General features: G+C 68.9%; 25 protein-coding genes. 11 read left to right on the top strand and 14 right to left on the bottom strand.

Features of this window, described 5'->3' with window-relative positions:
* Window position 1: 1 nt before the first annotated feature.
* The 6 genes from BJ980_RS14195 to BJ980_RS14220 form a co-directional block, all read right to left on the bottom strand.
* Window positions 2-757, bottom strand: a complete 756-nt coding sequence (locus BJ980_RS14195; protein WP_179502894.1) for an enoyl-CoA hydratase/isomerase family protein — start codon at window positions 755-757, stop codon at window positions 2-4.
* An 83-nt stretch (window positions 758-840) separates the two neighbouring features.
* Window positions 841-1,686 (bottom strand): 3-hydroxybutyryl-CoA dehydrogenase, encoded by an 846-nt coding sequence (locus BJ980_RS14200; protein WP_179503922.1) that lies wholly within the window; start codon window positions 1,684-1,686, stop codon window positions 841-843.
* Window positions 1,687-1,796: 110 nt separating this feature from the next.
* Entirely contained in the window at window positions 1,797-2,480 is a 684-nt protein-coding gene (locus BJ980_RS14205; protein ID WP_179502895.1) for a PaaI family thioesterase, read from the bottom strand.
* 18 nt (window positions 2,481-2,498) lie between these two features.
* Window positions 2,499-3,320 (bottom strand): SDR family oxidoreductase, encoded by an 822-nt coding sequence (locus BJ980_RS14210; RefSeq protein WP_179502896.1) that lies wholly within the window; start codon window positions 3,318-3,320, stop codon window positions 2,499-2,501.
* Entirely contained in the window at window positions 3,317-3,796 is a 480-nt protein-coding gene (locus BJ980_RS14215) for a nuclear transport factor 2 family protein (protein ID WP_179502897.1), read from the bottom strand. The genes BJ980_RS14210 and BJ980_RS14215 overlap by 4 nt, the downstream gene beginning before the upstream one ends.
* Complete coding sequence (locus BJ980_RS14220) at window positions 3,793-4,671, bottom strand: LLM class F420-dependent oxidoreductase (protein WP_179502898.1); 879 nt, start codon at window positions 4,669-4,671, stop codon at window positions 3,793-3,795. The genes BJ980_RS14215 and BJ980_RS14220 overlap by 4 nt, the downstream gene beginning before the upstream one ends.
* Before the next feature lie 212 nt (window positions 4,672-4,883).
* Between BJ980_RS14220 and BJ980_RS19340 the strand changes: the two genes are divergently transcribed.
* The 4 genes from BJ980_RS19340 to BJ980_RS14240 all read left to right on the top strand — a co-directional run bounded on the left by BJ980_RS19340 (window position 4,884) and on the right by BJ980_RS14240 (window position 9,829).
* Window positions 4,884-5,594: a hotdog domain-containing protein gene (locus tag BJ980_RS19340; protein WP_218855516.1), complete on the top strand. Its 711-nt coding sequence runs from the start codon at window positions 4,884-4,886 to the stop codon at window positions 5,592-5,594.
* Window positions 5,591-6,415, top strand: a complete 825-nt coding sequence (locus BJ980_RS14230) for an SDR family NAD(P)-dependent oxidoreductase (protein ID WP_179502899.1) — start codon at window positions 5,591-5,593, stop codon at window positions 6,413-6,415. The genes BJ980_RS19340 and BJ980_RS14230 overlap by 4 nt, the downstream gene beginning before the upstream one ends.
* 32 nt (window positions 6,416-6,447) lie before the next feature.
* Entirely contained in the window at window positions 6,448-8,106 is a 1,659-nt protein-coding gene (gene casG, locus BJ980_RS14235; protein WP_179502900.1) for a steroid-24-oyl-CoA synthetase, read from the top strand.
* Window positions 8,107-8,221: 115 nt separating this feature from the next.
* Window positions 8,222-9,829, top strand: a complete 1,608-nt coding sequence (locus tag BJ980_RS14240; RefSeq protein WP_179502901.1) for an ABC transporter substrate-binding protein — start codon at window positions 8,222-8,224, stop codon at window positions 9,827-9,829.
* A gap of 196 nt (window positions 9,830-10,025) precedes the next feature.
* On the opposite strand, the gene BJ980_RS14245 is transcribed toward BJ980_RS14240, so the two are convergent.
* The 7 genes from BJ980_RS14245 to BJ980_RS14275 form a co-directional block, all read right to left on the bottom strand.
* Complete coding sequence (locus tag BJ980_RS14245; RefSeq protein ID WP_179502902.1) at window positions 10,026-11,606, bottom strand: HNH endonuclease signature motif containing protein; 1,581 nt, start codon at window positions 11,604-11,606, stop codon at window positions 10,026-10,028.
* Window positions 11,607-11,698: 92 nt separating this feature from the next.
* The gene (locus tag BJ980_RS14250; protein ID WP_218855517.1) at window positions 11,699-12,097 is read right to left on the bottom strand and encodes a nuclear transport factor 2 family protein; all 399 of its coding nucleotides are present in this window, start codon (window positions 12,095-12,097) and stop codon (window positions 11,699-11,701) included.
* A 14-nt stretch (window positions 12,098-12,111) separates the two neighbouring features.
* On the bottom strand, window positions 12,112-12,888 hold the full coding sequence (locus BJ980_RS14255; protein WP_179502904.1) for an SDR family NAD(P)-dependent oxidoreductase: 777 nt from the start codon (window positions 12,886-12,888) through the stop codon (window positions 12,112-12,114).
* Window positions 12,885-13,391 carry a nuclear transport factor 2 family protein gene (locus tag BJ980_RS14260; RefSeq protein WP_179502905.1) on the bottom strand — a complete coding sequence of 169 codons (507 nt, stop codon included), beginning with the start codon at window positions 13,389-13,391 and terminating at the stop codon, window positions 12,885-12,887. The genes BJ980_RS14255 and BJ980_RS14260 overlap by 4 nt, the downstream gene beginning before the upstream one ends.
* Window positions 13,388-14,245, bottom strand: coding sequence for an LLM class F420-dependent oxidoreductase (locus BJ980_RS14265; RefSeq protein ID WP_179502906.1), 858 nt, complete (start codon window positions 14,243-14,245; stop codon window positions 13,388-13,390). Before BJ980_RS14265 ends, BJ980_RS14260 begins: the two co-directional genes overlap by 4 nt.
* A gap of 118 nt (window positions 14,246-14,363) precedes the next feature.
* Window positions 14,364-14,687 carry a DUF202 domain-containing protein gene (locus BJ980_RS14270; protein WP_179502907.1) on the bottom strand — a complete coding sequence of 108 codons (324 nt, stop codon included), beginning with the start codon at window positions 14,685-14,687 and terminating at the stop codon, window positions 14,364-14,366.
* On the bottom strand, window positions 14,684-15,040 hold the full coding sequence (locus BJ980_RS14275; RefSeq protein ID WP_179502908.1) for a DUF202 domain-containing protein: 357 nt from the start codon (window positions 15,038-15,040) through the stop codon (window positions 14,684-14,686). The genes BJ980_RS14270 and BJ980_RS14275 overlap by 4 nt, the downstream gene beginning before the upstream one ends.
* A 199-nt stretch (window positions 15,041-15,239) precedes the next feature.
* Between BJ980_RS14275 and BJ980_RS14280 the strand changes: the two genes are divergently transcribed.
* Complete coding sequence (locus BJ980_RS14280) at window positions 15,240-16,145, top strand: IclR family transcriptional regulator (RefSeq protein WP_179502909.1); 906 nt, start codon at window positions 15,240-15,242, stop codon at window positions 16,143-16,145.
* Window positions 16,146-16,516: 371 nt separating this feature from the next.
* Here BJ980_RS14280 and BJ980_RS14285 read toward each other — a convergent pair whose 3' ends face one another.
* On the bottom strand, window positions 16,517-17,095 hold the full coding sequence (locus BJ980_RS14285) for a flavin reductase family protein (RefSeq protein WP_218855518.1): 579 nt from the start codon (window positions 17,093-17,095) through the stop codon (window positions 16,517-16,519).
* A gap of 249 nt (window positions 17,096-17,344) precedes the next feature.
* Between BJ980_RS14285 and BJ980_RS14290 the strand changes: the two genes are divergently transcribed.
* The 6 genes from BJ980_RS14290 (at window position 17,345) to BJ980_RS14315 (ending at window position 25,100) form a co-directional block, all read left to right on the top strand.
* Window positions 17,345-18,214 (top strand): alpha/beta fold hydrolase, encoded by an 870-nt coding sequence (locus BJ980_RS14290; protein WP_179502910.1) that lies wholly within the window; start codon window positions 17,345-17,347, stop codon window positions 18,212-18,214.
* Window position 18,215: 1 nt separating this feature from the next.
* Window positions 18,216-19,886, top strand: coding sequence for an FAD-binding protein (locus tag BJ980_RS14295; protein WP_179502911.1), 1,671 nt, complete (start codon window positions 18,216-18,218; stop codon window positions 19,884-19,886).
* A 13-nt stretch (window positions 19,887-19,899) separates the two neighbouring features.
* Window positions 19,900-21,342: an FAD-dependent oxidoreductase gene (locus BJ980_RS14300; RefSeq protein WP_218855519.1), complete on the top strand. Its 1,443-nt coding sequence runs from the start codon at window positions 19,900-19,902 to the stop codon at window positions 21,340-21,342.
* Window positions 21,343-21,446: 104 nt separating this feature from the next.
* Entirely contained in the window at window positions 21,447-22,631 is a 1,185-nt protein-coding gene (locus tag BJ980_RS14305; protein WP_179502913.1) for an acyl-CoA dehydrogenase family protein, read from the top strand.
* Between the two features lie 37 nt (window positions 22,632-22,668).
* Window positions 22,669-23,586 (top strand): VOC family protein, encoded by a 918-nt coding sequence (locus BJ980_RS14310; protein WP_179502914.1) that lies wholly within the window; start codon window positions 22,669-22,671, stop codon window positions 23,584-23,586.
* Window positions 23,587-23,651: 65 nt separating this feature from the next.
* Window positions 23,652-25,100: an FAD-binding protein gene (locus BJ980_RS14315; RefSeq protein ID WP_179502915.1), complete on the top strand. Its 1,449-nt coding sequence runs from the start codon at window positions 23,652-23,654 to the stop codon at window positions 25,098-25,100.
* The last annotated feature ends 174 nt before the right edge of the window (window positions 25,101-25,274 follow it).

The following is a 25,274-nucleotide window of genomic DNA, read 5'->3' on the forward strand; positions in this document are numbered from 1 at the left end:
ATCAGCGGTTGGCGAAGGCGTGGATCAGCCCGCGGGCGTCCTCGGTCATCACCGCGCGACCGATGGTCTCGGCCTCGTCGGCACCGGCCTCGGCTCGGGTGGCCGCATAGGAGTTGCGGATCAACCGGCGGGCCTGGCCCAGGGCGAAGACCGGACCGGCGGCGAGCTGGGTGGCGAGCTCGGTGGCGCGCGAGGCGTCGCCGACCTCGGTGACCAGGCCCCAGTCCAGGGCCACGTCGGAGCCGATCGGCTTGTTGGTCAGGGCCAGGTGCAGGGCACGCTGCTGGCCGATCGCGCGGGGCAGCAGCCACGAGCAGCCGACGTCGGGCACGAGACCGACACCTGGGTAGGCGATCACGAACTTGGTGCCCTCGGCGGCGACGATCAGGTCGCAGCTGAGCATCACCGACAGGCCGGCGCCGGCGACGGCGCCCTGGACGTGGGCGACGACCGGCTTCTCCAGCGCGGCCAGCTCCTGGTTGGCGGCATCGAGCTCGTGCGCCAGCCCGACCAGGTAGTCCCGCTGGTCCTCGGCCGACTCGAAGGAAGCGAAGGCGGCGACGTCGCCGCCGGCGCAGAAGCGCTTGCCGGCACCGGTGAGGAGCACGGCGCGCACCGCGTCGTCGGCAGCGGCCTGCCCGATTGCTGCGCGGAAGGCCTGGGCGGTCGGCATGTCGATCGCGTTGGCGGCCTCGGGCCGGTTCAGCTCGATGTGGGCGACGCCGTCAGTCACGGCGTACGAGATCAGGTCTGTCATGGATGTTCCTTCGTCAGGAGCGAGCGTCGTCGCCGACGCGCGCGATCAGGAGCGAACCGAGGTTCGCGATGTGGCGAGGGGCGTCAGTTGTAGGTGTAGAAACCGCGACCGGTCTTGCGGCCGAGAAGACCCGCGTCGACCATCCGGTTGAGCAGCGGGGGAGCGGCATAGAGCGGCTCCTTGAACTCCTCGTAGAGCGACTCGGCGATCGCCTTGGTGGTGTCCATCCCGATCAGGTCGGCCAGCGCGAGCGGGCCCTGGGGGTGTGCGGCGCCGAGCACCAGGCCGCGGTCGATGTCCTCGGCGGTGGCGAACCCGGACTCCAGCATCCGGATCGCGGAGAGGATGAACGGGACCAGCAGGGCGTTGACGACGAAGCCGGCCCGGTCCTGGCAGTCGATCGCGGACTTGCCCAGGGTGCCCTCGACGAAGGTACGGGCGCGCTCGGTGACCTCGGGGTCGGTGACGATGGAGGGGACCAGCTCGACCAGCTTGAGCACCGGGACCGGGTTGAAGAAGTGGATGCCGACCACGCTCTGCGGGCGCGAGGTGACCACGCCCAGCTTCATGATCGGGATCGAGGACGTGTTGGAGGCCAGGATTGCGTCGGGGGAGGTGACGATCCGGTCGAGCTCCTTGAACAGGGCGACCTTGGCGCTCTCCTCCTCGACGATCGCCTCGATCACCAGGTCGCGGTCGGCGAGCTCCTCGAGGTCGGTGACGATGCGGATCCGGTCCATCACCGCGGCAGCGGAGTCGATCTTGCCCTTGCTCTCGGCGCGGCCGAGGGACTTCTCGAGGCGGCTGCGGCCGGCCTCTGCGGCGGCCTGGCTCGACTCGGCAACGATCACGTCGAGGTCAGCGCGGGCGCAGACCTCGGCAATGCCGGCCCCCATCAGGCCACATCCGACTACACCGATCTTCTCCATGCTCATGCTCCCTGCCTGTCAGCTGGTTGACTCACCCGCGGAGGCTCGTGGCTACCGACAGGTAATTTAGTTGGACGTCCAACTAAAAGTTAGCAGAGGGCGTCTGGCCTCTATTCGCGCGCTCCCGCCGAGTGGGTCGCCTCATGGGCACGCGTCTCGAAGGGCACCTGGATGAAGAGTCCGCGCGCCTCGACGGTCCGCTCGCCGTCGAGCTCGATCCAGGCCTCGACGACGGTCTTGCGACCACTCTGGCTGGTGATCCGCGAGCCCAACGACAATTGACGATCCAGGGGCGTACGCCGCTTGTAACGCAACTCGAGTGTCCCGGTCACCGACGGCCTCAACGTCGACTGCACCAGCGCCCCGGTCATGCAGTCCATCAGCCAGGCGAGGGTGCCGCCGTGCACCGAGTCGGGCGGGCCCTCCTGCAGGGCGTTGATCGTGACCACCGCGTGCGCGGAGTCGCCGTCGAAGTGGATCGCCAGCGGGACCGAGGCGGGGTTGCCCGCGCTGCGGTGGAAGGGGATGCCGAGTTCGCGGGCCCGGCTGGGTGCCGGATATTCAGAGCGCGGCACCCGCGGTCGGGTCTGCTTCGCCAGCAGTTCGGTGGCCTCGGCGATCAACTCCTCGGCCCGCTCCCGGTCCTGACCGCCCACCGTCGAGGTGCCGGCAGCGAGCATCAGCGCGCGTACGGCGTCGGCCAGAGCCACCCGGTCGGGTGAGTCGGCGAAGGTGGGGTCGGTCAGGGTCGGGTCATCTTGGGTGGGATCAGTCGAGCTCGGATCGGCACTCATGAACACACCGTAGGTCGCTCAGGCGTGGTCGGGCATGTTGGTCCAGCCCTTGCGATTCACCTTGGCGTACCAGCCCGATGCGGCCAGAGTGCCGCCGTCGACAGGGACGGTGTGGCCGGTGATGAACCGGGCCTCGTCGCTGGCGAGGAAGGCGATCACTCCCGCGTAGTCGTCGACGTGACCGAACCGGCCCAGCGGCAGCCAGGTGCGCAGCAGCTCCGGGTCGCGACCGCGGAGCATGGCCTCGGCCGGGGTCTGCTGGGTGTCGGCGAGGTCGGGTGCGATCGCGTTCACGCGGATGCCGTGCTGCCCGACCTCGACGGCCAGGCTCTTGGTGAACGCGGAGACACCGGCGTTGTACGCCGTGTAGGGAGCGTGACCCGGGTTGCCGCGGAACGCCTCGACCGTCGAGTTGTTCACGATCACGCCGTGTCCCTGCTCGACCATCGTGGGCAGGAGCCGGTGCGTCACGGTGAGGACGTGCTTCAGGTTCAGCTCGTAGAGCCGCTGCCACTGCTCGGGCTTGCTGTGCAGGAAGGACTTCGAGGCGGGCCGCCAGTCGCCGACGTTGTTGACCAGTACGTCGACCCGACCGAGGTCCGAGACCGTGTCGGCGATGGCGTCGAGTGTCGTCTCGACGGTGACGTCCCCGACGATGACGTGGGCCGTGCCCCCGTCGGACCGAATCTCGTCCGCGGCCTGCTGAGCTGCTTCGTCGTCGATGTCGACCAGGACCACGGTGTCGCCGTCTCGCGCGAGCCGGCGCGTCGTGGCCCCTCCGATGCCGAGTGCGCCACCGGTGATGACGCTCACCCGACCGGTTCCGTCCTGCCCGCTCACCGGAGCACCTCGAGGTGACGCGTGCCGACCGAGCCCACGTAGACCTCTCGGCGAGCGAACCGCCAACCCTGACTGGTCCGGCGATAGCTGTCGCGGTAGGTGACGGTCCAAGTCAGGTCGCTCGCACGAGGTGACGACTCGTCGGCGAGCTCGAAGAAGTGGTGCGCCTGGCAGGCGACGCGACCGCTCGCCGTGTCCGGGCCCAGGATGGTGAACACCTCACCGGCTACGGCGTGGAAGGTGCCGCGCACTGCGAGCAAAGCCTGCATGGCCTCCAGGACACCGTCCCGCCCGACGTGCTCGGTCACCGGGTCGAGGTGCTTGGGCGGTGCGGCCGCGGCGAGGATGCCGTCCTCGGTGAAGAGCGCGGCGACGGAGTCGAAGTCACGATCATCGACGCCGGCGGCATAGCGGTGGACCAGGTCGCTCAGCGCGGCTCGGTCCGCACAGCCGAGCGTCTCGGTCCCGGCGGTCACAGGCCGAGCCGTTCGGCGCAGGCGCTCAGCTCGTCGCACGCCTGCGTCAGGTCGGAGGTGTTGCTGGCGGCCAGGACGATCCTGTCGGCACCCTGGGCGGCCAGCTTCTCGGCCCGGCCCTGGTCAATGCGGGTGACGAGGTGTCCCAGGGACAACTCGAGCGCCTCGGGGTCGCGGCCGGCCCGCTCGGCCTCGTCGCGCATCAACGCAACCAGCGCGGCGAGCTCCTCGCCGGCGACGCCCAGCGGCTGCAGGCCGTCCCCGTAGCGCCCGGCGCGACGAGCCGCGGCCTTGCTGTGACCGCCGACGTGCAGCGGGACGCCACCGGCCTGCGCCGGCTTGGGATAGCTCATCGCCCCAGCGAAGTCGAAGAACTCGCCGTGGTGGTCGACGCCTTCGCTACTGGTGTTGGCCCAGAGCTTGCGCAGCACCTGGAGTTGCTCGTCGGCACGCCGGCCGCGGGCGTCGAAGGGTGCTCCGCAGGCCTCGATCTCCTCGCGCATCCAACCCATCCCCACGCAGATCCTCAGCCGGCCGCCGGAGAGTCGGTCGATCGTGGCGAGCCGCTTGGCCAGCACGACGGGGTGGTGGTTGGGCAGGACGAGGACGCCGGTGGCAAGCCCCAGGGTGGTGGTCTGGCCGGCGAGGAAGGCCATCAGGTCCAGCGGGTCCGGGATGTCGAGGTCGTCGGCCAGCTCCATCTTGCCGGAGGCGTCATAGGGATAGACGCTGGAGTAGCGGCTCATCACCACTGCGTGCTCCACCGCGACCACCGACTCGAAGCCACAGGCCTCGACGTGCTGGGCCCAGGCGGAGATCCAGTCCGGGTCAGCGGTGGTGCCAGCGGCAGTCGGGGCGATGACGGCGAATTTCATGACCGCCACAGTGTCGGAGTCGCCACCAGGTGACACGACGGTTCCCGGTGGGCGGGAACCACCGCGAAGCCGGGGTGTCAGGCGCACTAGACAGACCTGTAAGGGCGCAGCGGCCTCGTTGCCGCATGCGCACCCTGCGCCTTGCCCCCTGCACCCGCGCGAACCCTGATCGACCTGACCTGCACAGGACCCCTGCGACACCCGGAGAGCCAGTGACCGCATCAGTGAACGAAGCCGCGAACCGAGCACCCAGCCAGAGCCAGAGCGAGGACCAGAGCCAGAGCGAGAACCAGAGCTCGAGCACCGGGACCTGGGCGACGGAGCGCACCCAGGCGACAACGGCCCTGGTCGCAGCCACCCGTTCGCTGATGCACGCCGCAGCGACCACGGACCTCCCGGTCGACGACCTGGCCACGGCACGGAGGGCGATCGAGAGCGTGACCGCTGAGCTCTCCGCACGAGCGCGGGACAGGGTGCTGCGGATCCCATTCGACCTGCCCGCGCAGGTACGGGCTGCCGGGCCGGAGGCTGAGTGGAACACCTATGCCCTGAACCCGTTCGGGATCCCGGTGCGGGTCACCTTCGACGACGAGACCTCCCGGGGAAGCTTCGTCCCGGGTGCTCTGCACGAGGGCCCGCCCGACTCGTTGCACGGCGGATGGTCGGCACACCTGATGGACTGCATGCTCGGGGGGCTGGTGCAGGCCACCGGTGCGCGGGCGGTCACGGCCACCCTGGAGCTGAGCTATCGGCACCGGGTGCCGCTGGACAGTGAGGTATCGATGGAGGCGACGATCACCCGCCGCGACGGCCGCAAGATCTTCGCCGAGGGTTGGATCGAGCACGACGGCGTCCGCTGCGTCGAGGCGACGGCCCTGTTCATCAGGGTCGACGGGATCAGTGTCGACGGGGTCGCCTCATGACCTACCCACTCACCGGTCTGGACGGCAAGGTCGCGGTGGTCACCGGAGCCGGACGGATGCGCTCGATCGGTCGCCACCTCGCCGTCGAGCTGGCCCGCGCCGGCTGCGACGTGGTGCTGACCGGCACCGGTCGCGCGCCCGAGCGCCGGCCCGCGGACGAGCAGGAGGCCGGCTGGAACGACATCGACTCGGTCGCCGACGAAATCCGCGCGCTCGGCCGTCGCGCCGTACCAGTCGTCTGCGATGTGTCCGATGCCGACCACGTCGACCAGCTGCTGGCCACGACCCGCGCCGAACTGGGCCGCGTCGACGTACTGGTGAACAACGCGGCGGCCTCCCGGGGCAACGACCGCGGCCCGCTGATCGACGTGGACGTCGAGGACTTCGATCGGGTGCTCCGGATCAACCTGCGCGGCACCTTCCTGATGGCGAAAGCCTTCGGTCGGGAGCTGGTCGAGCGTGGTGAGGGCGGCAGCATCATCAACATCTCCTCGATCGGCGGCAAGCAGTCCGGCGTCGGCACCGGCGTCTACTCCGCAAGCAAGGCGGGGGTGCAGTCGCTGACCTCGACGCTGGCCAAGGAGCTCGGGCAGTACGGCATACGCGTCAATGCGCTCTGTCCCGGCGTCACCGCGACCAGCCGCCTCGACGACCTCGACGCGTCGACGTGGGAGACCTACGTGCGTGCCAACATCCCGCTGGGCCGCGCCGGGCAACCGATCGAAATCGCGCACGCCGCGGTCTTCCTGGCCAGCGACCAAGCGGCATGGGTGAGCGGGCAGTGCTGGAACATTGACGGCGGGCAGCTGACGATCCGATGAGGCAGACACCAATGACACAGACACAGGCACCCATGACACAGGCACCCAACACACCGACACCACGCGACGAGGCGCTGGCACGGCTGACCGCTCCCGGGCAGCGCTTCGAGATCCGGGACGAGCCCGTGCGGGGCGCACAGCTCCCGGTCTTCGCCAACCGGCACCGGTGCCTGGCCGAGCTGCTCGAGGCCTCACGTCAGCACGGCGACGCCGACTATCTGGTCACCGAGGACGAGAGGCTCTCGCACGCCGATCACTACGCGATGGTCGCGGCCGTCGCCACGGCCCTGCGCGAGGAGCACGGCGTGCGGCCCGGGGACCGGGTCGCGCTGTGCGGTGCCAACTCGATCGAGTGGATCGTCGGGTTCTGGGCGACCGTCTCATTGGGAGCGGTGGCGGTCGGGATGAACTCGATGTGGTCCGCCGGTGAGCTCGCTGACGGGGTCGAGCTGACCAGCCCGAAGGTGCTGTTCGTCGACCGGCCGCGCTCTGCGCTGGTGGGCGAGACGAGTGCACGAGTCGTCGGCCTCGAGCCGGACACCGACCGCGAGGACGACTTGCGCGCGATGGCTGCGCGGCACCGCGGCGCGGAGCTGCCCCGAGCCGAGGTCGACGAGGACGACGCAGCGGTGATCCTGTTCACCAGCGGGACCAGTGGCCGCGCAAAGGGGGCCACCCACTCGCACCGCAACGTGATCGCCGCGGTCTGGTTCCACCTGCTCAACGATGCGATCGCCGCGGAGCTCGGCTTCGCGATGAAGGACCGCCGCTACCTGCTGGCCACCCCGCTCTTCCACATCGCGGGTCTGCACAACCTGGCTGTCGTCCGGCTGTTCGTCGGCGACACGGCAGTGATCCATCGCGGTCGCTTCGAGATCGACCGCGTGCTGCGCCTGATGGAGAAGGAGCGCGTCACCAACTGGGGGGCCGTCCCGACGATGCTCAACCGGCTCCTCGAGACCGACCTGTCCGGCTATGACCTGAGTGCCTTCCGGACGCTCTCGGTCAACAGTGCACCTTCCACTCCCGGGCTCAAGGAGCGGATCCGCGAGCACCTGCCGGTGGCCGGAGCGAGCCTGGGTACGACGTACGGCCTCACCGAGTCCTCGACCGGCGCCACCCTGGCCACGGCTGCCGACCTGGCGATTGATCCCGACTCGGTCGGTCGTCCGGTGGTGAACATCGAGGTGCAGATCCGCGCCGAGGACGGCACTGTTGTGGGCGAGGGGGTCGAGGGCGAGGTGTGCCTGCGCGGCGCCCAGATGATGTTGGGCTATTGGGCGAACCCGGAGGCGACGGCCGAGTCGATCACCGCCGACGGATGGTTCCGCACCGGTGACCTGGGCTCGCTGGTCAACGGTCACCTGAGGATCGCCAGCCGGCGGTCGGACCTGATCCTGCGCGGTGCCGAGAACATCTATCCCACCGAGGTGGAGCACCAGTTGATGCTGCACCCGGACGTGGTGGAGTGCATCGTGCTCGGCGTCCCGGACCCAGACTTTGGGCAGGCGGTGGCCGCGGTGGTCGTCGTGGGGCCGGAGTCGACGGTCGACGAGACCGGGCTGCGCGAGCACCTGGCCGAGCGACTCGCGCGCTACAAGACACCGTCGGTGTGGCGGATCACCACCGCGGCGCTGCCGCGCAACGCCACCGGCAAGGTGAGTCGGCGCGAGGTCCGGCTGCAGGACTGACCCGGTTCTCTCGCTGGGTGGGAGTGACGGTGCGGGTACGGCGTGCGGTTGCTTGGCTGCACGTACAGGGAGACGCCGACGGGGCTGCTCCCTCCGTATGGAAGGAAGTCCACCGATGCGTGGAGCCACACCCCGCAGCGCGCGCTTGGTTGCCGGTGCCGCCGCTGTCGTGCTGTCCGTCGGCCTGCTGAGTTCATGTGCCAGCTCCGATGACGACAAGGACACCCCCGGCAACGCCGCAACCTATGAGACCGGCCTGGTGAACATCCCCAAGGCAGGCGACGTGAAGAAGGGCGGCACGCTGAGCTTCGCCGGTTATGGCGAGCCGGCAGTGCTCGACCCCGCCGAGACCATCGTGGCCGGTTCCACCGGCGGCCTGGAGATGGCGGCGATCTATGACGTGCTCATGCGCTGGGACAGTGAGGCGAACACCGTCGAGCCTCAGCTCGCGGAGAGCCTCGAGCCCAACGAGGACTTCACCACCTGGACGTTGAAGCTGCGCGACGGGGTGAAGTTCAGCGACGGTACGCCGCTCGACTCGGCCGCCGTGAAGTTCAGCCTCGACCGCTATCTCCGTCTCGGTGCCGACGAGGCGATGCTGTGGAGCAACAACGTCAAGAAGGTCTCGACCCCGGACCCGCTGACGGTCGAGTTCGAACTGAAGACCAAGTGGCCGACCTTCGACTACATGCTGACCACCGGTCCGGGCATGGTCGTGGCCAAGTCGGCAGGCGAGGGCAAGGGCTTCAAGCCGGTTGGCGCGGGACCGTTCACCCTCGCTTCGCACGCGCCCAAGGAGAAGATCACCCTCAAGGCGAACCCCAGCTATTGGGACGGTGCGCCGAACCTGGACGCGATCGAGGTCGTCTTCCTCAACGACCCGCACTCGACCTGGGACTCCTTCAAGGGCGGAAACGTCGACATGGCGTTCCTGCGTGACCCCGACGTGGTGGACGAGGCTGTGTCGGCGAAGTCGCCGGGCTACATGAACCTGGTTTCGCTGGGCAACGTGGCGATCATCAACGGCACCAAGGGTCACCCGGGTGCAGACCCGCGGGTGCGCAAGGCGATGCAGCTGGCTGTCGACGCGAAGGTCGTGATGGAGCGGGCCTATGACGGTGCGGGCGTGCCCAGCAACGAGACGTTCGCGAGCTTCTCGCGCTGGCACACCGATGTCGACTCGCTGCCCCACGACCCGGAGGCCGCGAAGAAGCTGGTCGAAGAGGCCAAGGCGGACGGGTTCGACGGCAAGATCACCCACCTCGACTCCTCCGACCCGGCGTCGAAGGCCACTGCGCTGACCATCAAGGCGTCGCTCGAGGCAGTCGGCTTCGAGGTCGAACTGGACCTGGTCGCCAACATCCAGGAGCAGATCCAGAAGGTCGCCATTGAGCGGTCGTACGACGTTGCCGGCTGGGGTATCAGCTGGCGCGAGGCCGGCCCCTACGGCCGGATGTTCGCCACCAACCACAGCCAGGGCAACCTGTCGGCCGGAATGCCGACCTCGCCTGAGATGGACGCCCTCTTCGACGCCTTCCAGGCTGCGGAGTCCGAGGATGACCAGCGCGAGATCATGGGCAAGATCCAGGCCGAGTGGAACGAGCTCGTCCCGGCCCTGGTCTTCGCGCCGAGCGCGGAGTTCCTGATGTGGAGCAAGCAGGTGCACGGCGTGGTCGACTCGACCAACAGCCTGGTCCTGCTGCAGGACGCGTGGATCAGCTGAGGTAGCAATGCTCTGATTCGGCCCGGATGACTAGGCCGGTATGACTCGGCCCGTCTCGACACTCGAGCCCACTCCTGCACGTGCAGGTGTGGGCTCGAGTGATTTGTAGGTGCCGCGCTGTTCCTGACGCAGGGCACTGCCTGACGACGTGATGTTCTTGGCGCTGGGCGTGGCGCGGGGCTGGGCGTGGTCCCGCTCAGAAGGGCGGCGGCGCGTCCGGATCCGGCTGCACCTGCCGGTGGCGTCCGGTCGATGCCTCAAGCAACTCGGTCTCGTCGATGAGGTCGTTCGGATCGGGCTCCCAGTCATCGGGAGCGAAACAGGGAGTGCCGCGGGCATAGGTCACCTGGGCCTCGCGTTCTCGCCAGCGGCCAGGTCTGGGTGGTGGTCGGTCCCGCTCGGTTGAGTTCTCGTCGTGGAAGCATCCGGTGTGGTCCTCGACCTCGCCGGGCAGGGTCACATCCACGGTGCCGAGAGCGTCGCGGAAGTAGTGTCGGCCGCCGGGCGAGCGCCACAGGTGGGCGCCGGCATCGATGATCGTGTAGCTCCAGCCGCCGAAGGTCTTGAGCCGGTGGTGACGTCGGCAGGTGGCGGCCAGGTTGCAGGTGCAGGTCCGGCCGCCCTTGCCGAAGGGGACGTTGTGGTCGCAGTCGCAAGCGGTCGCCGGACGTTCGCAGAACGGGAACGAGCAGGTGATCGTGAACCTGGCGACCTGCTGCCTGATCCGGTCGGGGATCTCGTAGCGGTCCACGGCCTGGTGCTCGCGGTCGTCGATCACCGGAAGCACCGTGAGCGCCGTGTCCTCGCGGCCCAGCCAGTCGCGGATCATCGCCACCGAGACCGGCCGGGCCCCGCGCTCGAGGCGGGCGACCACCGGGCGAGCATCTGCTGGTTGGGAGGCTGATGGCCGAGAAGCTGTTGGCCGAGAGTCTGCGCAGGTGCACGTGGCGGTCACTGCGTCCTGGGAGATGTGCACGACGAGCGTGGCCCGCTTGCGGGTCGGCTTCGGCGGCTCGGTCCCCTCGAGCAGGGCCAGGGCGCGAGCGGGGTCGGCGAGCACACCGACGGCCAGGGCACGACGTACGTCGAGGGACTCCTCGCAGCCGGCGTCCTTGAGCAGGCCCGCCAACCGGGTGATCGTGTCGTTGAAGTCGAGCGCGTCCTTCAGGTCGGCCTCGATGATGATCGTGGCGACGCCGTTGGCGGAGATCTGCTCGAGCAGCCTGACCTGACGGGCATCGAGCGCAGCGGTGCGCTCGGCCTCGCGCTCCTCGGGGAACAGCACGATCATCGCCTCGTCGATCAGCTTCTCCAGCTTGAGGATGCCGACCCGGTGCCCCACATGGGCGACGTGCTCGTCCACGTGTGCGGCCACCTCGTCGGGGCGCCCCATCGTGGCCTGCGCGATGCGCCGAGCGCGCCAGGCAGCCAGGTTGCCGCGCACGACCCGGTCCCAGGTCAGCGGGCAACGGTGGCGCAGCTCCAGACCGTCCCGCATCAGCGCCTCGCCGGCATTGGGGGCCATGCCCACGGCGAGAGCGAACTCGGCGGCGGCGTCCCAGTCCACCTGCGGCATCAGGTCGTCGGGGTCGGTCTGCTTGGTCACCGGTCCGGGAAAGGGGAAGACGGACTCCGGATCCGCAGGGTGGGCATCGGCCCACTGGGTCGCCCGGACCAGGATCCGGCGCTCCGCATCATCGGCCACCCGGCGCTGCGCGGCAGCGTCTGCGAGGACCGCGTCGGCGGTCTCACAGGTGGGGTGATCGAGGAGGTCCATACCCCAAATCTAGATCGAACGAGCGTTCGAACGCAAGGGGTGAATTGCAATCTGTGGAAAACTATTTCCGCAGGTCAGACTGCATTTTCGGCTCAGCCGCGGAGGACCGCGAAATCGCCCAACATGATCTGCATGTCGAAGGCGCGGTGGGTCAGTTGCCACCCGTTCGCGGTCCGGCGCCAGCGGTCGTCGTACTCGCCCATGCACTCGAAGAACTTGCCTTCCATCGGCCCGATCCCGACGTGGTGGACCCGGGCATAGGTCAGCGAGCGGGCGGTGGTGTCGTCGACGGTGACCCGGTGGTTGCCGAGCAGGTGCTGGGTGGCGCCGACCCCGTCAAGGTGGGCGCGGGTCTGGGCGACGATCGCCTCCCTGCCGCGCTTGCCATAGCCGGTGGCATCCTCGACGAACAGTGACCCGAGCAGCGGCCAGTCCTTGGTGTCGAGGGCCAGCGCAACAGTGGCGAGCCGCTCGACGATCTCGTCACGCACGCAAGTTTGCGACATCAGTCGTCCAGCTCCGGCTGCCAGGCCACGCCGTTGATGTGGCCACCGCCGTCGGCGAACACGGTGTTGCCGGTGACATAGCGTGCGCCCTCGCTGGCCAGGAAGATCGCGACCGGAGCGATGTCGTCCAGCGGGTCACCCAAGCGGCCCATCGGGTTCATCCCGTCGACCTGGGCTGCGAGCGCAGGGTTGCCGGCCATCACCCGGTCGTACGCCGCGCTCTTGGCGCCGGGCGCGATCGCGTTGACGACCACGCCGCTCGGCGCCCACTCGCGGGCAGCGGTGCGGGTCAGCGCGCGCAGGGCTTCCTTGGCGGTGTTGTATTCCAGCGTGCCCACGTGCGCGTTCACGCCGTTCAGGCTGACCATGTTGATCACCCGCCCCCAGCCCTTGGCCTTCATTCGCGGATAGACCGCCTGCATCGCCCACAACGGACCGCGGAACCCGACCGCAAGAGCGTTCTCGATGTTGTCGTCGGTCTTGTTCTCCACCCGCGAGATGCTCGCGCGTCCCCAGGCGTTGTTGACGAGGATGTCGACCCCGCCGTGCTGATCGACGGCGTGCTGGACCATCGCCTCGACCTGGTCGCGCTGGGAGACGTCGGTCCGGATGAAGCTGCCGCCGACCTCGGCGGCCACGGCGCGGCCCTTCTCCTCGTTGAGCTCGGCGACCACGACGACCGCACCCTCGGCGGCGAACCCGCGGGCCACTCCGGCACCGATCCCGTCGCCGGCGCCAGTGATGATCGCGACGCGACCTTCCAGCTGACCGGTCATGCCTTCTCACCCCTCGCGCCCTTCACGAGCAGCTCGGGGGACTCCGCGCGTCCGTCGAGGACCCGACTGGTGCGCTTGGCGACCAGCCACCCCTCATCGGTGCGGACGAGTTCGAAGTGATGGGCAGTCGCTCGTCGGACCACGAAGTCCGGTGCCTGTTCGAACGCGCCGCCCTTGTTGACCACCATCAGGGAATGGCAGACCGCGATCGCCTCGTCGCCAGCCAGGGTGACCTTCACTGGGCCGAGGAAGTGCGCGCAGCCACCCTTGATCCAGCCCTGGTGATTGTCCGAGCGGACCATCGCTCGGAGCTGCTTGCGGCCGTGCATGGTGATCTCGTCGACGTCATAGACACCGTCCTCGGTCCACTGTGCGGCCACGTCCTCGGCTGCCCCTCCGTCGACGAAGGGCCCGTAGCCAGCGATCAACTCGACGATCGCCTCGCGGTCCTCGAGTTCGCGGAGACGTTGCTCCAGGGCGGCCAGTCGTTCCTCGGTACTCATCGGGTCTCCTCCTCGAGCGCGGCCAGCGCCTCGAGCTGCTCGCAGTAGTGGTCGACGGACTCGGCGGCGATGGTGGCGCTGACGATGGTGGCGCCGGCCGCACGGGTACGGCGTACCTGCTCGATGGTCTTGTCCCGGTTGTCGATCGGATCGAGTGGGCGGCCAGCACCCAGCGCGACCTCGAAGTCGTCGGGGAGGTCAGCCTTCTCGAGCATCGCGGCGAGCTCGTCGAGCTTGAGGCCGAAGGGGACCCAGCCGTCGCCGAGCGTCGCGGCGCGGCGCAGCGAGCGCGGTGTACGGCCGCCGATCCACAGCGGGAGCCGCTCCTGGATCGCGTGCGGTTCGACCACGACGTCGTCGAAGTCGAAGTGGGTGCCGTGGTAACTCGGCTCGCGCTTGCCGAGGCTGGCACGGAGTGCGGCGAGGGCGTCGTCGGCGATCGCGCCGCGCCCCTCGAAGGTGGCGCCGACCAGGTCGAACTCCTCCTTCAGCGAGCCGACGCCGAGGCCGAGGATCACCCGGCCGCCGCTGATCAGGTCCAGGGTTCCGTAGCGCTTCGCGATCTCCAGCGGGTGGTGGTAGCCGAGGACCAGCACCTGGGTCATCAGTCGGATCTGCTCGGTGCGCGCGGCCAGGAAAGAGAGGGTGGAAATCGGATCCCAGTACGTCGCCCCGCGCTGCTCGGCGATCGCGGTCGGAACCGCCACGTGCTCGCTGCAGGTGAGGTGGTGGAAGCCGAGCCGGTCCGCGGTCGCGGCGATCCGGCTGAGCTCCGCGATGCCAGCCTTCCCCTCCCACGCGCTGTGTGCGCCGGGATTCGCGGTCACGATCGGGCTGACGATGCCGATCTTCATCTGGTCCTCCTGGACGGCCGGGTTGCAGGCTGGGAATGCCTGTCAGTCAGCGTCGCAGGGGCGGTGCGGTTGGGTGGGGGCGCTCCCGATCAGCGGAAATGTGCGGGACGCACCAAGGTCAGGCAGGCCCGGTCTGGGTGAGGAGGACCAGCTCGCCGAGGCCGATCAGCGCCGTGGCGATTGCAAGGGCCAGTGCGGCGCGTCCGCCGCGGCCCTTGGGGCGGGTCCGGTGCCCAGCGCTGTGCCGATAGCGTGCCGCGCTCTCGAAGAAGACCCAGGTGCCGAGGACTGCGGCAACCACGACCAGGGCGAGCACCGGCGGCCCGGACTGGTCTACGGCGAGCCGGGCCATGATCGCCGTACCGGCAATCAGGGTCAGTGCGGTGCGTTGCCAAGCCAGGGCGGTGCGCTCGTTGGCGCTTCCCGGGTCGGGCTGGGTCACGTCAGGCCGATCAGTACGACGATTGCCGCTGCCACCACGACCAGGGTGAAGGTCAGTCCCGTCCCGAACGAGGGCAGCGGCTCGCGGCGGCGCATGGCTCGCTCCGCGAGGGCCCAACGGACCCAGGAGGCGACCGAGGTGACCAGGCCGGCGCTCACCAGCAGCACGGCCAGCAGGTGTTGGGAGGTGGCGGAGAGGGAGAGGTCGACGACGTCCACGGCCACTCCGGCCGCGAGCAGGGCCAGCGAGGTGCGGATCCAGGCGAGGAAGGTGCGCTCGTTGGCCAGGCTGAATCGGTAGTCCGGCTCCTCGCCCTCGTCATAGACGAAGGCTGGCCAACGGCTCGAAGCCACGACTCTCCTCTGTTCTGGGCGTTCTCAGGACTTTCGCGAGAGTAGTCGATCGCCTCGGCCTCGGCCGGGGCTCGCGCCGCTGGAGGCGAAACCAGAATGAATTCTAAGAAGTTCTTGCTCGGGTGTCCTCGATCACCTAGAATTCATTTCAGTTCCGGTGGTTGGCGCAAGTTTCGGTCCGTACAAAGGGAGTCACCTGATGTCTGCAGTTGAGAGTGTCGAGGTTCCGCAGAAGAACGGGCGCGAGCTGCCCCCGTCGATGGTCGAGCGGATGACGCTGATCCTTGATGCCTTCCGGGGCCCGACCACCCGGCTGACTCTCGAGCAGGTCGCGCGGGCCACCCACCTGCCGCGCTCGACCGCCCACCGGATCCTCGACCAGCTGGTCAAGCTCTCCTGGCTCGAGCACACCTCCTTCGGCTACGCGCTCGGCTCCCGCTCGCTCAAGCTGGGCGACGCCGGCGACCGGGGCAGCAACGACCTGCGCGCCGCGGCCGCACCCAAGCTGCACGAGCTGATGGTCCGCACCGGCCTGGTCGTACACCTCGCGGTGCTCGACGACGGCCAGGTCAGCTACCTCGACAAGATGGGCGGCCGCTTCGCAGCCTCAGTCCCGTCCCGCGTCGGCGGCCGTGCCCCCGCTCACTCGACCGCTCTGGGCAAGGCGATGCTCGCCTGGCTCGAGCCCGAGCTGGTCGACGACATCCTCGCCGAGGGGATGGCCCGGTCCACGGTCAAGACGATCGGTGAGCTGACCACCCTGCACCAGGAACTGCACCGCATCCGCCAGCGCGGCGGCATCTCCTTCGAGAAGGAGGAATGCTTCGCCGGCATCGCGTGCGTGGCTGCGGCCGTCCGCGGCGTCGACGGCCCGATCGGCGCGATCTCCCTGGTCAGCGACACCAAGGCGCCGCTGGAGCGGATCGCCCCGCTGGTCGCCGCCACCGCTCGCCAGATCTCCCTGACGCTCTCGCCGGAGCTGGCCAACGAACCTCGTTCGCGTCGAGGCCACGGCGCCTCGGCCACTGTTCCAACTCCGCAGGAGAGCTGGTCCCCGGAGACGCTGGGTCGGCTGATGGCCGTGGGCCAGGGCAGCTGGATGTGACGCCTCGTCCTCTGCGACAAGACTGAGGGAGCGCCGCCGGATTCGTACCGGCGGCGTTTCTGTATTTGTGGGGTGCGGCGGCGGCCCCTGGGCTCTAACTGATGGGTTGGGGTCGGTGGTGGCGGTAACTGATGGGTTCGGGGTCCGTTCAGGCTGATTTGGCCGCCCAAGACATCAGTTAGGTGAGCCGGTAGCCCTAAGGCATCAGTTGGTTGGGTTCGGCATCGCTGAGCGGTAACTGATGGGTTGGGGGACTGATCAGGCTGATTTGGCCTCCCGAAGCATCAGTTAGTCGAGACCGCGACCCCAGGGCATCAGTTAGACGAGCCCTGAGCCCCAACCCATCAGTTAGGCCGCCAGGGGCCGAAGAGTCAGCCCCAGCGGTTGCTGTTCGCCCAGTCCAGACCGGACTCGAGCAGCGCCTGGCCGTCGCGAGCCTGGTCGACGTGGTCGACGCCGAACTTGCCGCGGTAGAAGAGCATCGGGCGCTCCGGGGTTCCGGGCTCGAGCTCGAGGACCCGGCCGATGACGATGTCGTGGTCGCCGGCGGTGTGTACGTCGTGCACCTCGGCGTGGACGCGGAGCATCACGTGGGGGAGTGAGGGCGTGCCCCATGCGGAGACGGACCAGTCGAGGCCGTCGAAGCGCGCGCCGCGGCTGGAGCCGAACCGACCGCAGAGCTCGTCCTGGTCCTCGCCGAGGACGTTGACCGAGAACCGTCCGGTCGCGCGGATCCGCGGCCAGCTGCGGCCACCGTGGTCGGCGCAGAAGAGGACCAGTGGCGGGTCGAGGGAGACTGAGGCGAACGACTGGCAGGCGAAGCCGACCGGGCCGTCGTCGTCGAGGCCGGTCACGACCGTTACACCGGAGGCGAAGATGCCCATCGCCCGGCGCATGGCCATCGGATCGACGGCACTGTGCTGCGGGGCAGGTCCAAGGTCGATGCTCATGGCGCAGATCATCGACAGTGCACCGGGCAGCGAGGAGTGCTGATCCCGGTCAGTGGCAGATCGTGCTGCCAACCGCGCAGCTGCAGGCGCGTCGGAGCCACGGACTCGGGCAGCGCTCACCCGGCGCAGTGCAGGACAGGGGCAGGAAAGGGGCAGGACAGGGGCAGGACAGGGGCAGACAGGGCCAGCGCCTCCCGGTGATCGGGATCGCCGCCAGCCCCGCCGGCGCAGGGAACCTAGCGTTCAAGGGTGACTGATGAGCTGACCCGCGAGGGCACACTGCGAGAGCTGCAGACCGAGCACGGCGTGCTCCGCTACCACCAGGCGGGTGACCCCGATGCCCCGCCGCTGGTCCTCCTGCACGGCTCCGGCCCCGGAGTGACCGGGTGGCGCAATTATCGCGGCAACCTGGCCCGGTTCGCCGAGCACTTCAACACCTACATCCTCGAGTTCCCCGGCTTCGGCGTCAGCGACGACACCAAGCTGCACCCGATGGCCGCCGCGCTGCCGTCGGTCTCGGCATTCCTCGACGGCATCGGCCTCGAGAAGGCCCGGATCATCGGCAACTCGATGGGCGGCGTGGTCGCCACCCGCTTCGCGATCGCCAACCCCGACCGGGTCGAGCGCCTCGTGACGATCGGCGGCATGGGCCGCAACATCTTCAGCCCGTCCCCGGGCGAGGGGATCAACCTGCTCACTGACTTCGTCGAGGACCCGACCCGCGAGCGACTCATCGCGTGGCTCAACTCGATGGTCTTCGACCAGTCCCTGGTCACCGAGGAACTCATTGAGGAGCGGCTCGCCCTCGCCCTAGAGCCGGAGACTCTGGCCGCCTCGAAGCGGATGTATGGACGTGGTGTCCTCCAGGCGATGGCGAAGGCAGCCGAGAAGTCGAACGAGGCGCCGTACTGGGCGATGCTGCACAAGATCACCGCGCCCACCCTGCTCACCTGGGGGCGCGACGACCGAGTCAGCCCGGTCGACATGATGCTGCTCCCGATGCGGACCATCGGGCAGGTCGAGGTGCACGTGTTCCCCAACTGCGGCCACTGGGCGATGATCGAGGCGAAGACCGCCTGGGAAGCCACCGTCATCTCCTTCCTGACGCGGGAGGCCTGAGATGAGCACGGGCACGCAGGACTTCGACGAGGAGTTCGACCTCGTCATCGTCGGCTCCGGCGGCGGCGGGATGACCGCGGCCCTGGCCGCAGCCGAAGAGGGCCTGAGTGTCCTCGTGGTCGAGAAGGCGAAGAAGTTCGGTGGCTCCACCGGCATCTCCGGCGGCGGCGTCTGGATCCCCAACAACCCGACGCTGCGTCGCAGGGGCCACGACGACTCCCGGCAGTCGATCCGCCGCTATCTCGACCTGCTCACCGAGGGCCGCGTGCCCGGTGAGCGCCTCGACGCCTTCATCGACAACGGTCCCGCGACCATGGAGATGCTGGACAAGTCGAAGTGGATGAAGTTCGACTGGACCAAGGGCTACGCGGACTACCACCCCGAGCTCGAGGGCGGTCGACCGCTGGGCCGATCCATCGAGCCGAAGCCGTTCAACACCCGCAAACTGCGCGAGGACGAGCAGTTCCAGCGTCCCAACAGCATGAAGGGCCCGCTCGGCCTGTGGGTGACCAGCAAGGACTACCACGACCTGGCGATGGTCAAGCGCACCTGGCAGGGCCGCAAGGCCTCGCTGGTCGCGGCCTGGCGGGTCTTCTCCAACTTCTTCGCCCGCCGGCACATGGCGACCGGCGGCCGCGCACTGGTGGCCCGGATGCGGATGGCGCTCAAGGACGCCGGAATCCCATTGCGCCTGCAGACCGCGATGACCGACGTGATCACCGAGGACGGCCGGGTCACCGGCATCGTCACCCAGGTCCGCAGCAAGACCGGCGACGGCGAGGTACGCCGGATCCGGGCGCGCAAGGGCGTCCTGCTGGCCTCCGGGGGCTTCGACCACAACCCGAAGATGCGCGAGCAGCACCTGCCCGAAGGCGGGCGGGCCAACCACAGCCTGGGTGCCCGCGAGAACACGGGTGACGGGATCCTGCTCGGCCAGCAACTCGGTGCCGCCATCGACCTGATGGACGACGCCTGGTGGATGCCGTCGGTGGAGCACCCGATGGGCGCCACCATCCCACTCGTCTCCGAGCGAGCCATCCCCGGCCACGTCATCGTCTCCGGCGACGGGAAGCGGTTCACCAACGAGGCCTCGCCCTATGTGAACTTCGTCCACGACCAGCTCGAGGGCAAGCACCTCCCGGCCTGGTTCGTGATGGACTCCCGGGCCCGCGCCCGCTATCCGTTCGCGCAGATCCTGCCGGGCGCACCGATCCCGAAGGCCTTCTACGAGAAGGGGATCGCGTACAAGGCAGAGACCCTCACCGACCTGGCAGCCGCGATCGGCGTACCGCCCGAGACGCTGAATGAGACCGTCACCCGGTTCAACGGCTTCGTCAAGGACGGTGTCGACCTCGACTTCCGCCGCGGCGAGAGCGCCTATGACCGCTACTACGGTGACCCGACGTTGCAGAACCCGAACCTGGACCGGGTCGACAAGGCGCCGTACTACGCGTTCCAGATCGTCGTCGGCGACCTCGGCACCAAGGGCGGCCTGGTCACCGACGAGCACGCTCGCGTGCTGCGCGAGGACGGATCGGTGATCGAGGGCCTCTATGCCACCGGCAACGCCACCGCCTCAGTGATGGGCAACGAATATGCCGGGCCCGGCGCGACGATCGGTCCTTCCATGGTGTTCGGCTACGTGGCGGCACGCCACGCGGCTGCCAACTGACAGGAGCATTGCAGTGACCCACACCGAAACGACGTACGACGTCATCGTGGTCGGCACCGGCGCCGCCGGCAGCACCGCTGCCATCGCGGCCCACGACGCCGGGGCCTCGGTCCTGATGCTCGACAAGGCCTCCGAGTCCGAGGCCGGCGGCAACAGCCGGGTCTCGGGTGGTGGCTGGGCCGTACTGGATGACGAGAAGCTCGCCGCCACGTTCCTGCGGGCCATAAGCGGCGACTTCGCCCTGGCCGAAGATGTCATCGAGGCCTGGGCCCACGAGGTCGTGCAGAACTCCGCGTGGATGGAGTCGATCGGCGCCGACGTGCAGGTGTGTCCCGGGTTCCACACCCGCGCCGAGCACCACGACGCCGAGGCCAGCGAGACCTACAAGTGCATGCACGCTGTCGGTGGCACGCTCGGCGGCTTCGCGTTCTTCGACGCAATGCGCAAGGCCACCAGCGACCGTGGCATCGAGATCCACTTCGACTCGCCGGTCACCGAGCTGGTGCGTACCGGCGACGTCGTCACCGGTGTCCGGGTCGAGACCGCAGACGGGGTGCGGGAGTACGCCGCCCGCGGCGGCGTCGTTCTGGCGACCGGCGGGTTCCATGCCAACCGGCAGATGGTCAACGACTACCTGCGCCTGCCCTCCGCGCCGATCTGGGGCACTCCGCACAGCACCGGCGACGGGCAGCGGATGGCGCAGGCGATCGGTGCCGACCTGTGGCACATGGGCAACATGATGACCCAGATGGGCATCGACACCGACGGCTGGGGCACCTATCTTTCACTGTTCTCCGCGAACAGCTTCCTGCATGTCAACGACGATGGCCGCCGCTATCGCAACGAGGTGATCCCGGGGCGCCACGGCCACGTGGTCGACGGCCACGGTGTCGAGCTGCACCCACTGCACGGCGCCACGATGATCTTCGACGAGCCGATGCTCACAGCCGGCCCGCTCGGCGCCGGACCCGAGCTCCTCAACGTGGGTTGGGGACTGCTGATGGCGGGCGTGGCGTGGAGCAAGGACAACACCGCAGAGGTCGAGAGCGGGAAGATCGTCAAGGGCGCGAGTCTCGAGGACCTGGCGGCGAAGACGGGATTGGATGCCGAGAACCTGCGGTTCGCCGTGGAGACGTTCAACCGGTCCGCAGTGGCCGGCACGGACCAGGTCTTCGGTCGCGACCCGAACCGGATGACACCGCTGGACCTGACCGGTCCGCTCTATGCGTTGGCGGTGACTCCGATGCTCGGCTGGTCCAACGGCGGGCCGCGTCGTGACGGTCGGGCCCGGGTGCTCGATACCGGACACGAGGTGATCACCGGACTCTATGCAGCCGGTGAGGTGAGCTCGACCTACAGCTGGGGCAAGGACGGCGGCTTCCACATCGCCGACGCGCTCGCCTTCGGTCGGATAGCCGGCCGTGAGGCCGCAGCCCGCGCGGTTCCGCCCGCCTGAGGAGTCCCACCTCCACCCGATCCCGATCACCGGGAGGTGGCCGGACAACGACGCATTACCGACGTGAACTTGACGCAGACCACGCGCACAGAGAAGAGACCGACATGACCAACCCGGTGCTGGACTTCATCGAGGAGCACGCCGACGAGATCGCGGCCCTCGGCCCCGAGAACGAGAAGCTCGGCAAGCTCACGCCGCGTGCGGCAGAGATCCTGAGGCAGAGCGGCGTCATCAAGATGCTCCAGTCCGCGAAGTACGGCGGCTCCGAGGCGCACCCGGCGGAGTTCGCCAAGACGGTCATGCGGATCGCCTCGCTCGACGGCTCGTCCGGATGGGTCTCCGGCATCGTCGGCGTGCACCCCTGGGAGATGTCGATGATGCCGGCACAGCTCCAGGAGGAGATCTGGGGCGAGGACCACGACACCTGGATCGCCTCGCCCTATGCCCCGATGGGTGTGCTGCGTCCGGTCGAGGGCGGCTACATCTTCAACGGGCGTTGGCAGTTCTCGTCCGGCACCGACCACTGCGACTGGATCTTCCTGGGCGCGTTCCTCGGTGACGAGGACGGCAAGACGATCATGCCGCCGAAGAACTACCACGTGGTCCTGCCGCGCTCCGACTACGAGATCGTCGAAGACTCGTGGGACGTCGTGGGCCTGCGTGGCACCGGCTCGAAGGACGTCATCGTCAAGGACGCCTTCATCCCCGAATACCGCGTCGTCGAGTTCGGCCGGTTCCTCAACGGCTCCCAGCTGGCCGACTCCGGCCAGACCGACCCGTGCTTCGGGATCCCGTTCACCACGGCATTCCCGCTGGGCATCACCTCGGCCGTGATCGGCATCGCTGAGGGCGCCCTCAACGCCCACCTGGCCTACCAGAAGACCCGCGTCCAGATCACCGGCACCAAGGTGAAGGACGACCCCTACGTGCTGTTCGCGATCAGCGCGGCCGCCGAGGAGATCAAGGCATCGCGCACCGCGATCCTCGACAACGTCACGTTCTTCTACGACAAGGCAAAGCGTGGCGAGGAAGTCACCTTCGAGGAGCGCGCCGCATCGCGTCGTACCCAGGTCGCCGCCGCGTGGCGCGCAGTCCGGGCGATGGACGAGGTGGTCGCCCGCTCGGGCGGCAACGGCATGCGGATGGACAACCCCATTCAGCGGTTCTGGCGCGACGGCCACATGGGCCTGGCGCACGCGATCCACGTGCCCGGCTCGGTGTTCCACGCCGCGGCGCTGCTCGACATCGACGTGACGCCGCCTCCCGGCCCGATGCTCTCGATGATCTGACCCACCCCACCTGCTCGCACGACACGAAGGACGACCAATGACCGACATCCGCGGACTGGGCTATCTCAAGGTCCAGAGCCAGGACATCCCGCGTTGGCGGGAACTTACCGTCGACTGCCTCGCCATGCAGGAGACCACCGGCTCCGACCCGGACGGCCTCTACCTGCGGATGGATGAGCGGGCCGCGCGCCTGGTCGTCGTACCGGGCGACTCCGACCGCGTGCTCGCCGTCGGCTGGGAGGTGCGCGACCAGTTCGCGCTCGCCTCCGTCGGCCGCGCGGTCGAGGCCGCCGGCTACGGGGTGAAGATGCTGGACCAGGACGAGTGCGACGAGCGTCGGATCGAGGCCGGGATCCGCTTCGACGACCCGGCAGGCACGCCGGTCGAGGTCTTCTTCGGCCCCGTCCTCGACCACAGCCCGGTTCTCACCGGCCACGGCCAGCAGTTCATCACCGACGGGCAGGGGATGGGGCACGTCGTGCTGCCCACCACCCGGCCCGACGAGACCGTCGCGTTCTACACCGAGGTGCTCGGTTTCCTGCCCCGTGGTGCGATCCGGATCGGCGGCCCGACCTCGCCGCCGCCGGTGCGCCGGGTGCGGTTCATGGGTGTCAACCGTCGCCACCACAGCCTGGCCGTCTGCCCGGCCCCGCACGGTGAGGCACCCGGCCTGGTGCACCTGATGATGGAGGTCGACTCGCTCGACGCCGTCGGCCGTGCGCTGGACAAGGTGAACAAGGCGGGCTTCACGCTCTCCTCCACCCTGGGTCGGCACACCAACGACAAGATGGTCTCGTTCTATGTCCGCGCGCCCGGTGGCTGGGACCTGGAATATGGCTGCGAGGGCATGCTCGTGGACGAGGAGCACTACACGGCCGAGGAGATCACCGCCGACTCCTACTGGGGCCACGACTGGTCCGGCTCCGAGCCGCTGGCTGCGTTCACCACGCCGTGACATCCAGCGACCCCGCCGGGACTGACGCCGGGACTGGCCCACGGCCTACTGGTGCGCCGGTCCCGGTGGCCGACGTCGAGTTCGACCACGAGGTCGACGTCGTCGTGGTCGGCTTTGGCTGTGCCGGAGCGGCCGCTGCACAGGCAGCGGCCCTGGCCGGCGCCTCGGTGGTTGTGCTGGAACGCGCCTCCGGCCCGGGCGGATCCTCGGCACAGTCCGGGGGTGAGCTCTATCTCGGCGGCGGGACCGCTGTGCAGCAGGCGTGCGGCTTCGCCGACGACGCGGACAACATGTTCGCCTATCTGGCCTCGGCGCTCGGGCCCAACGCCGACCTCGACAAGCTGCGGCTCTATTGCGACGGCAGCGTCGAGCACTTCGAATGGTTCCGCGAGTGCGGGGTGGAATTCACCGAGTCGCTCTATGACGCGCCGACCTGGATGCCGCCCACGCAGGACGGGCTGATGTGGCTGGGCGAGAACGCCTGGCCCTACACCGAGCAGGCCCGACCCGTTCCCCGCGGCCACCGGCCCTCGACCGAGGGCTGGGCCGGTCACACCGTGATGGCGGCGCTGGTCGCTGCGGCCGGCTCCGCCGGAGTCGAGACGCACGTGGACACCCGCGCGACCTCACTGGTCGTGGACGGGGACGAGGTCGTCGGGGTGGTCGCGCGGAAGTTCGGTGAGAGTGTCAGCTATCGCGCCCGCAACGGCGTCGTGCTCACCACGGGTGGTTTCGTCGACAACGAAGACATGCTGGCAGACCACGCTCCGGCGCTGCTCGGGCACGGCAAGGTCAGTGATGGGCTCGACGACGGCTCCGGCATCGCGCTGGGCCAGTCGGTCGGCGGTGCGATCCGCCGGATGGCCTCGATCGAGGTCGCCTACACGGCGCTGCCGGCAATGCTGGTGCGCGGGATGCTGGTCAACGGTCTCGGCCAGCGCTTCATCAACGAGGACGCCTATCCGGGCGTCTTCAGCCACGCCGCGTTCCACCAGCCCGGCCCGTGCTGGGCGATCGTGGACGAGGCCGGTCTGGAGTCGATCCCCGAACAGGACCTCTGGGGTGTGCGGCCGCAGCACGCCGCCGAGACCCTGGCCGAGCTGGAGATCGACCTGGGTCTCCCGATCGGTTCCCTGGAGGCAACGGTCGGGCTCTACAACCGGCACGCCGCCGACGGCGTGGACGGGCTCTTCCACAAGAACCCGAAGTGGGTCCGGACCCTCGAAGGTCCCTGGGCCGCCGTCGATCCCCGGCTCGGCTTCGCGCCGGCCGGGAGGACCGGCCAGACACCGGGCAGCGGCTTCTCCGGGTTCACCCTCGGTGGATTGAGGACCAGCGTCGACGGGGAGGTCATCTCCCTGGCCGGGGCACCGGTCCCCGGTCTCTTCGCCGCCGGACGGGCTACTTCCGGCATCCACGGTGACGGCTACGTGTCCGGTACGTCGCTGGGCGACGGCACCTTCTTCGGCCGCCGCGCAGGGCGGACCGTCGCCTCGCGAACCGGCAGTTGTTGAGCGTCGAACCTGCAGTTGTTGCGCGCTGAACAGGCAATTGTTGAGCGTCGAACCGGCAGTTGTTGGTCGTCGAGCCTGCAGTTGTTGCGCGCCGAACAGGCGATTGTTGAGGTTCTAACGGATCACCCGTTGTGGACCCAAACCGCGGGCGTACGCCGACTGGCGGGGCGCCCG

This window comes from Nocardioides daedukensis (assembly GCF_013408415.1).
Classification (GTDB): domain Bacteria; phylum Actinomycetota; class Actinomycetes; order Propionibacteriales; family Nocardioidaceae; genus Nocardioides; species Nocardioides daedukensis.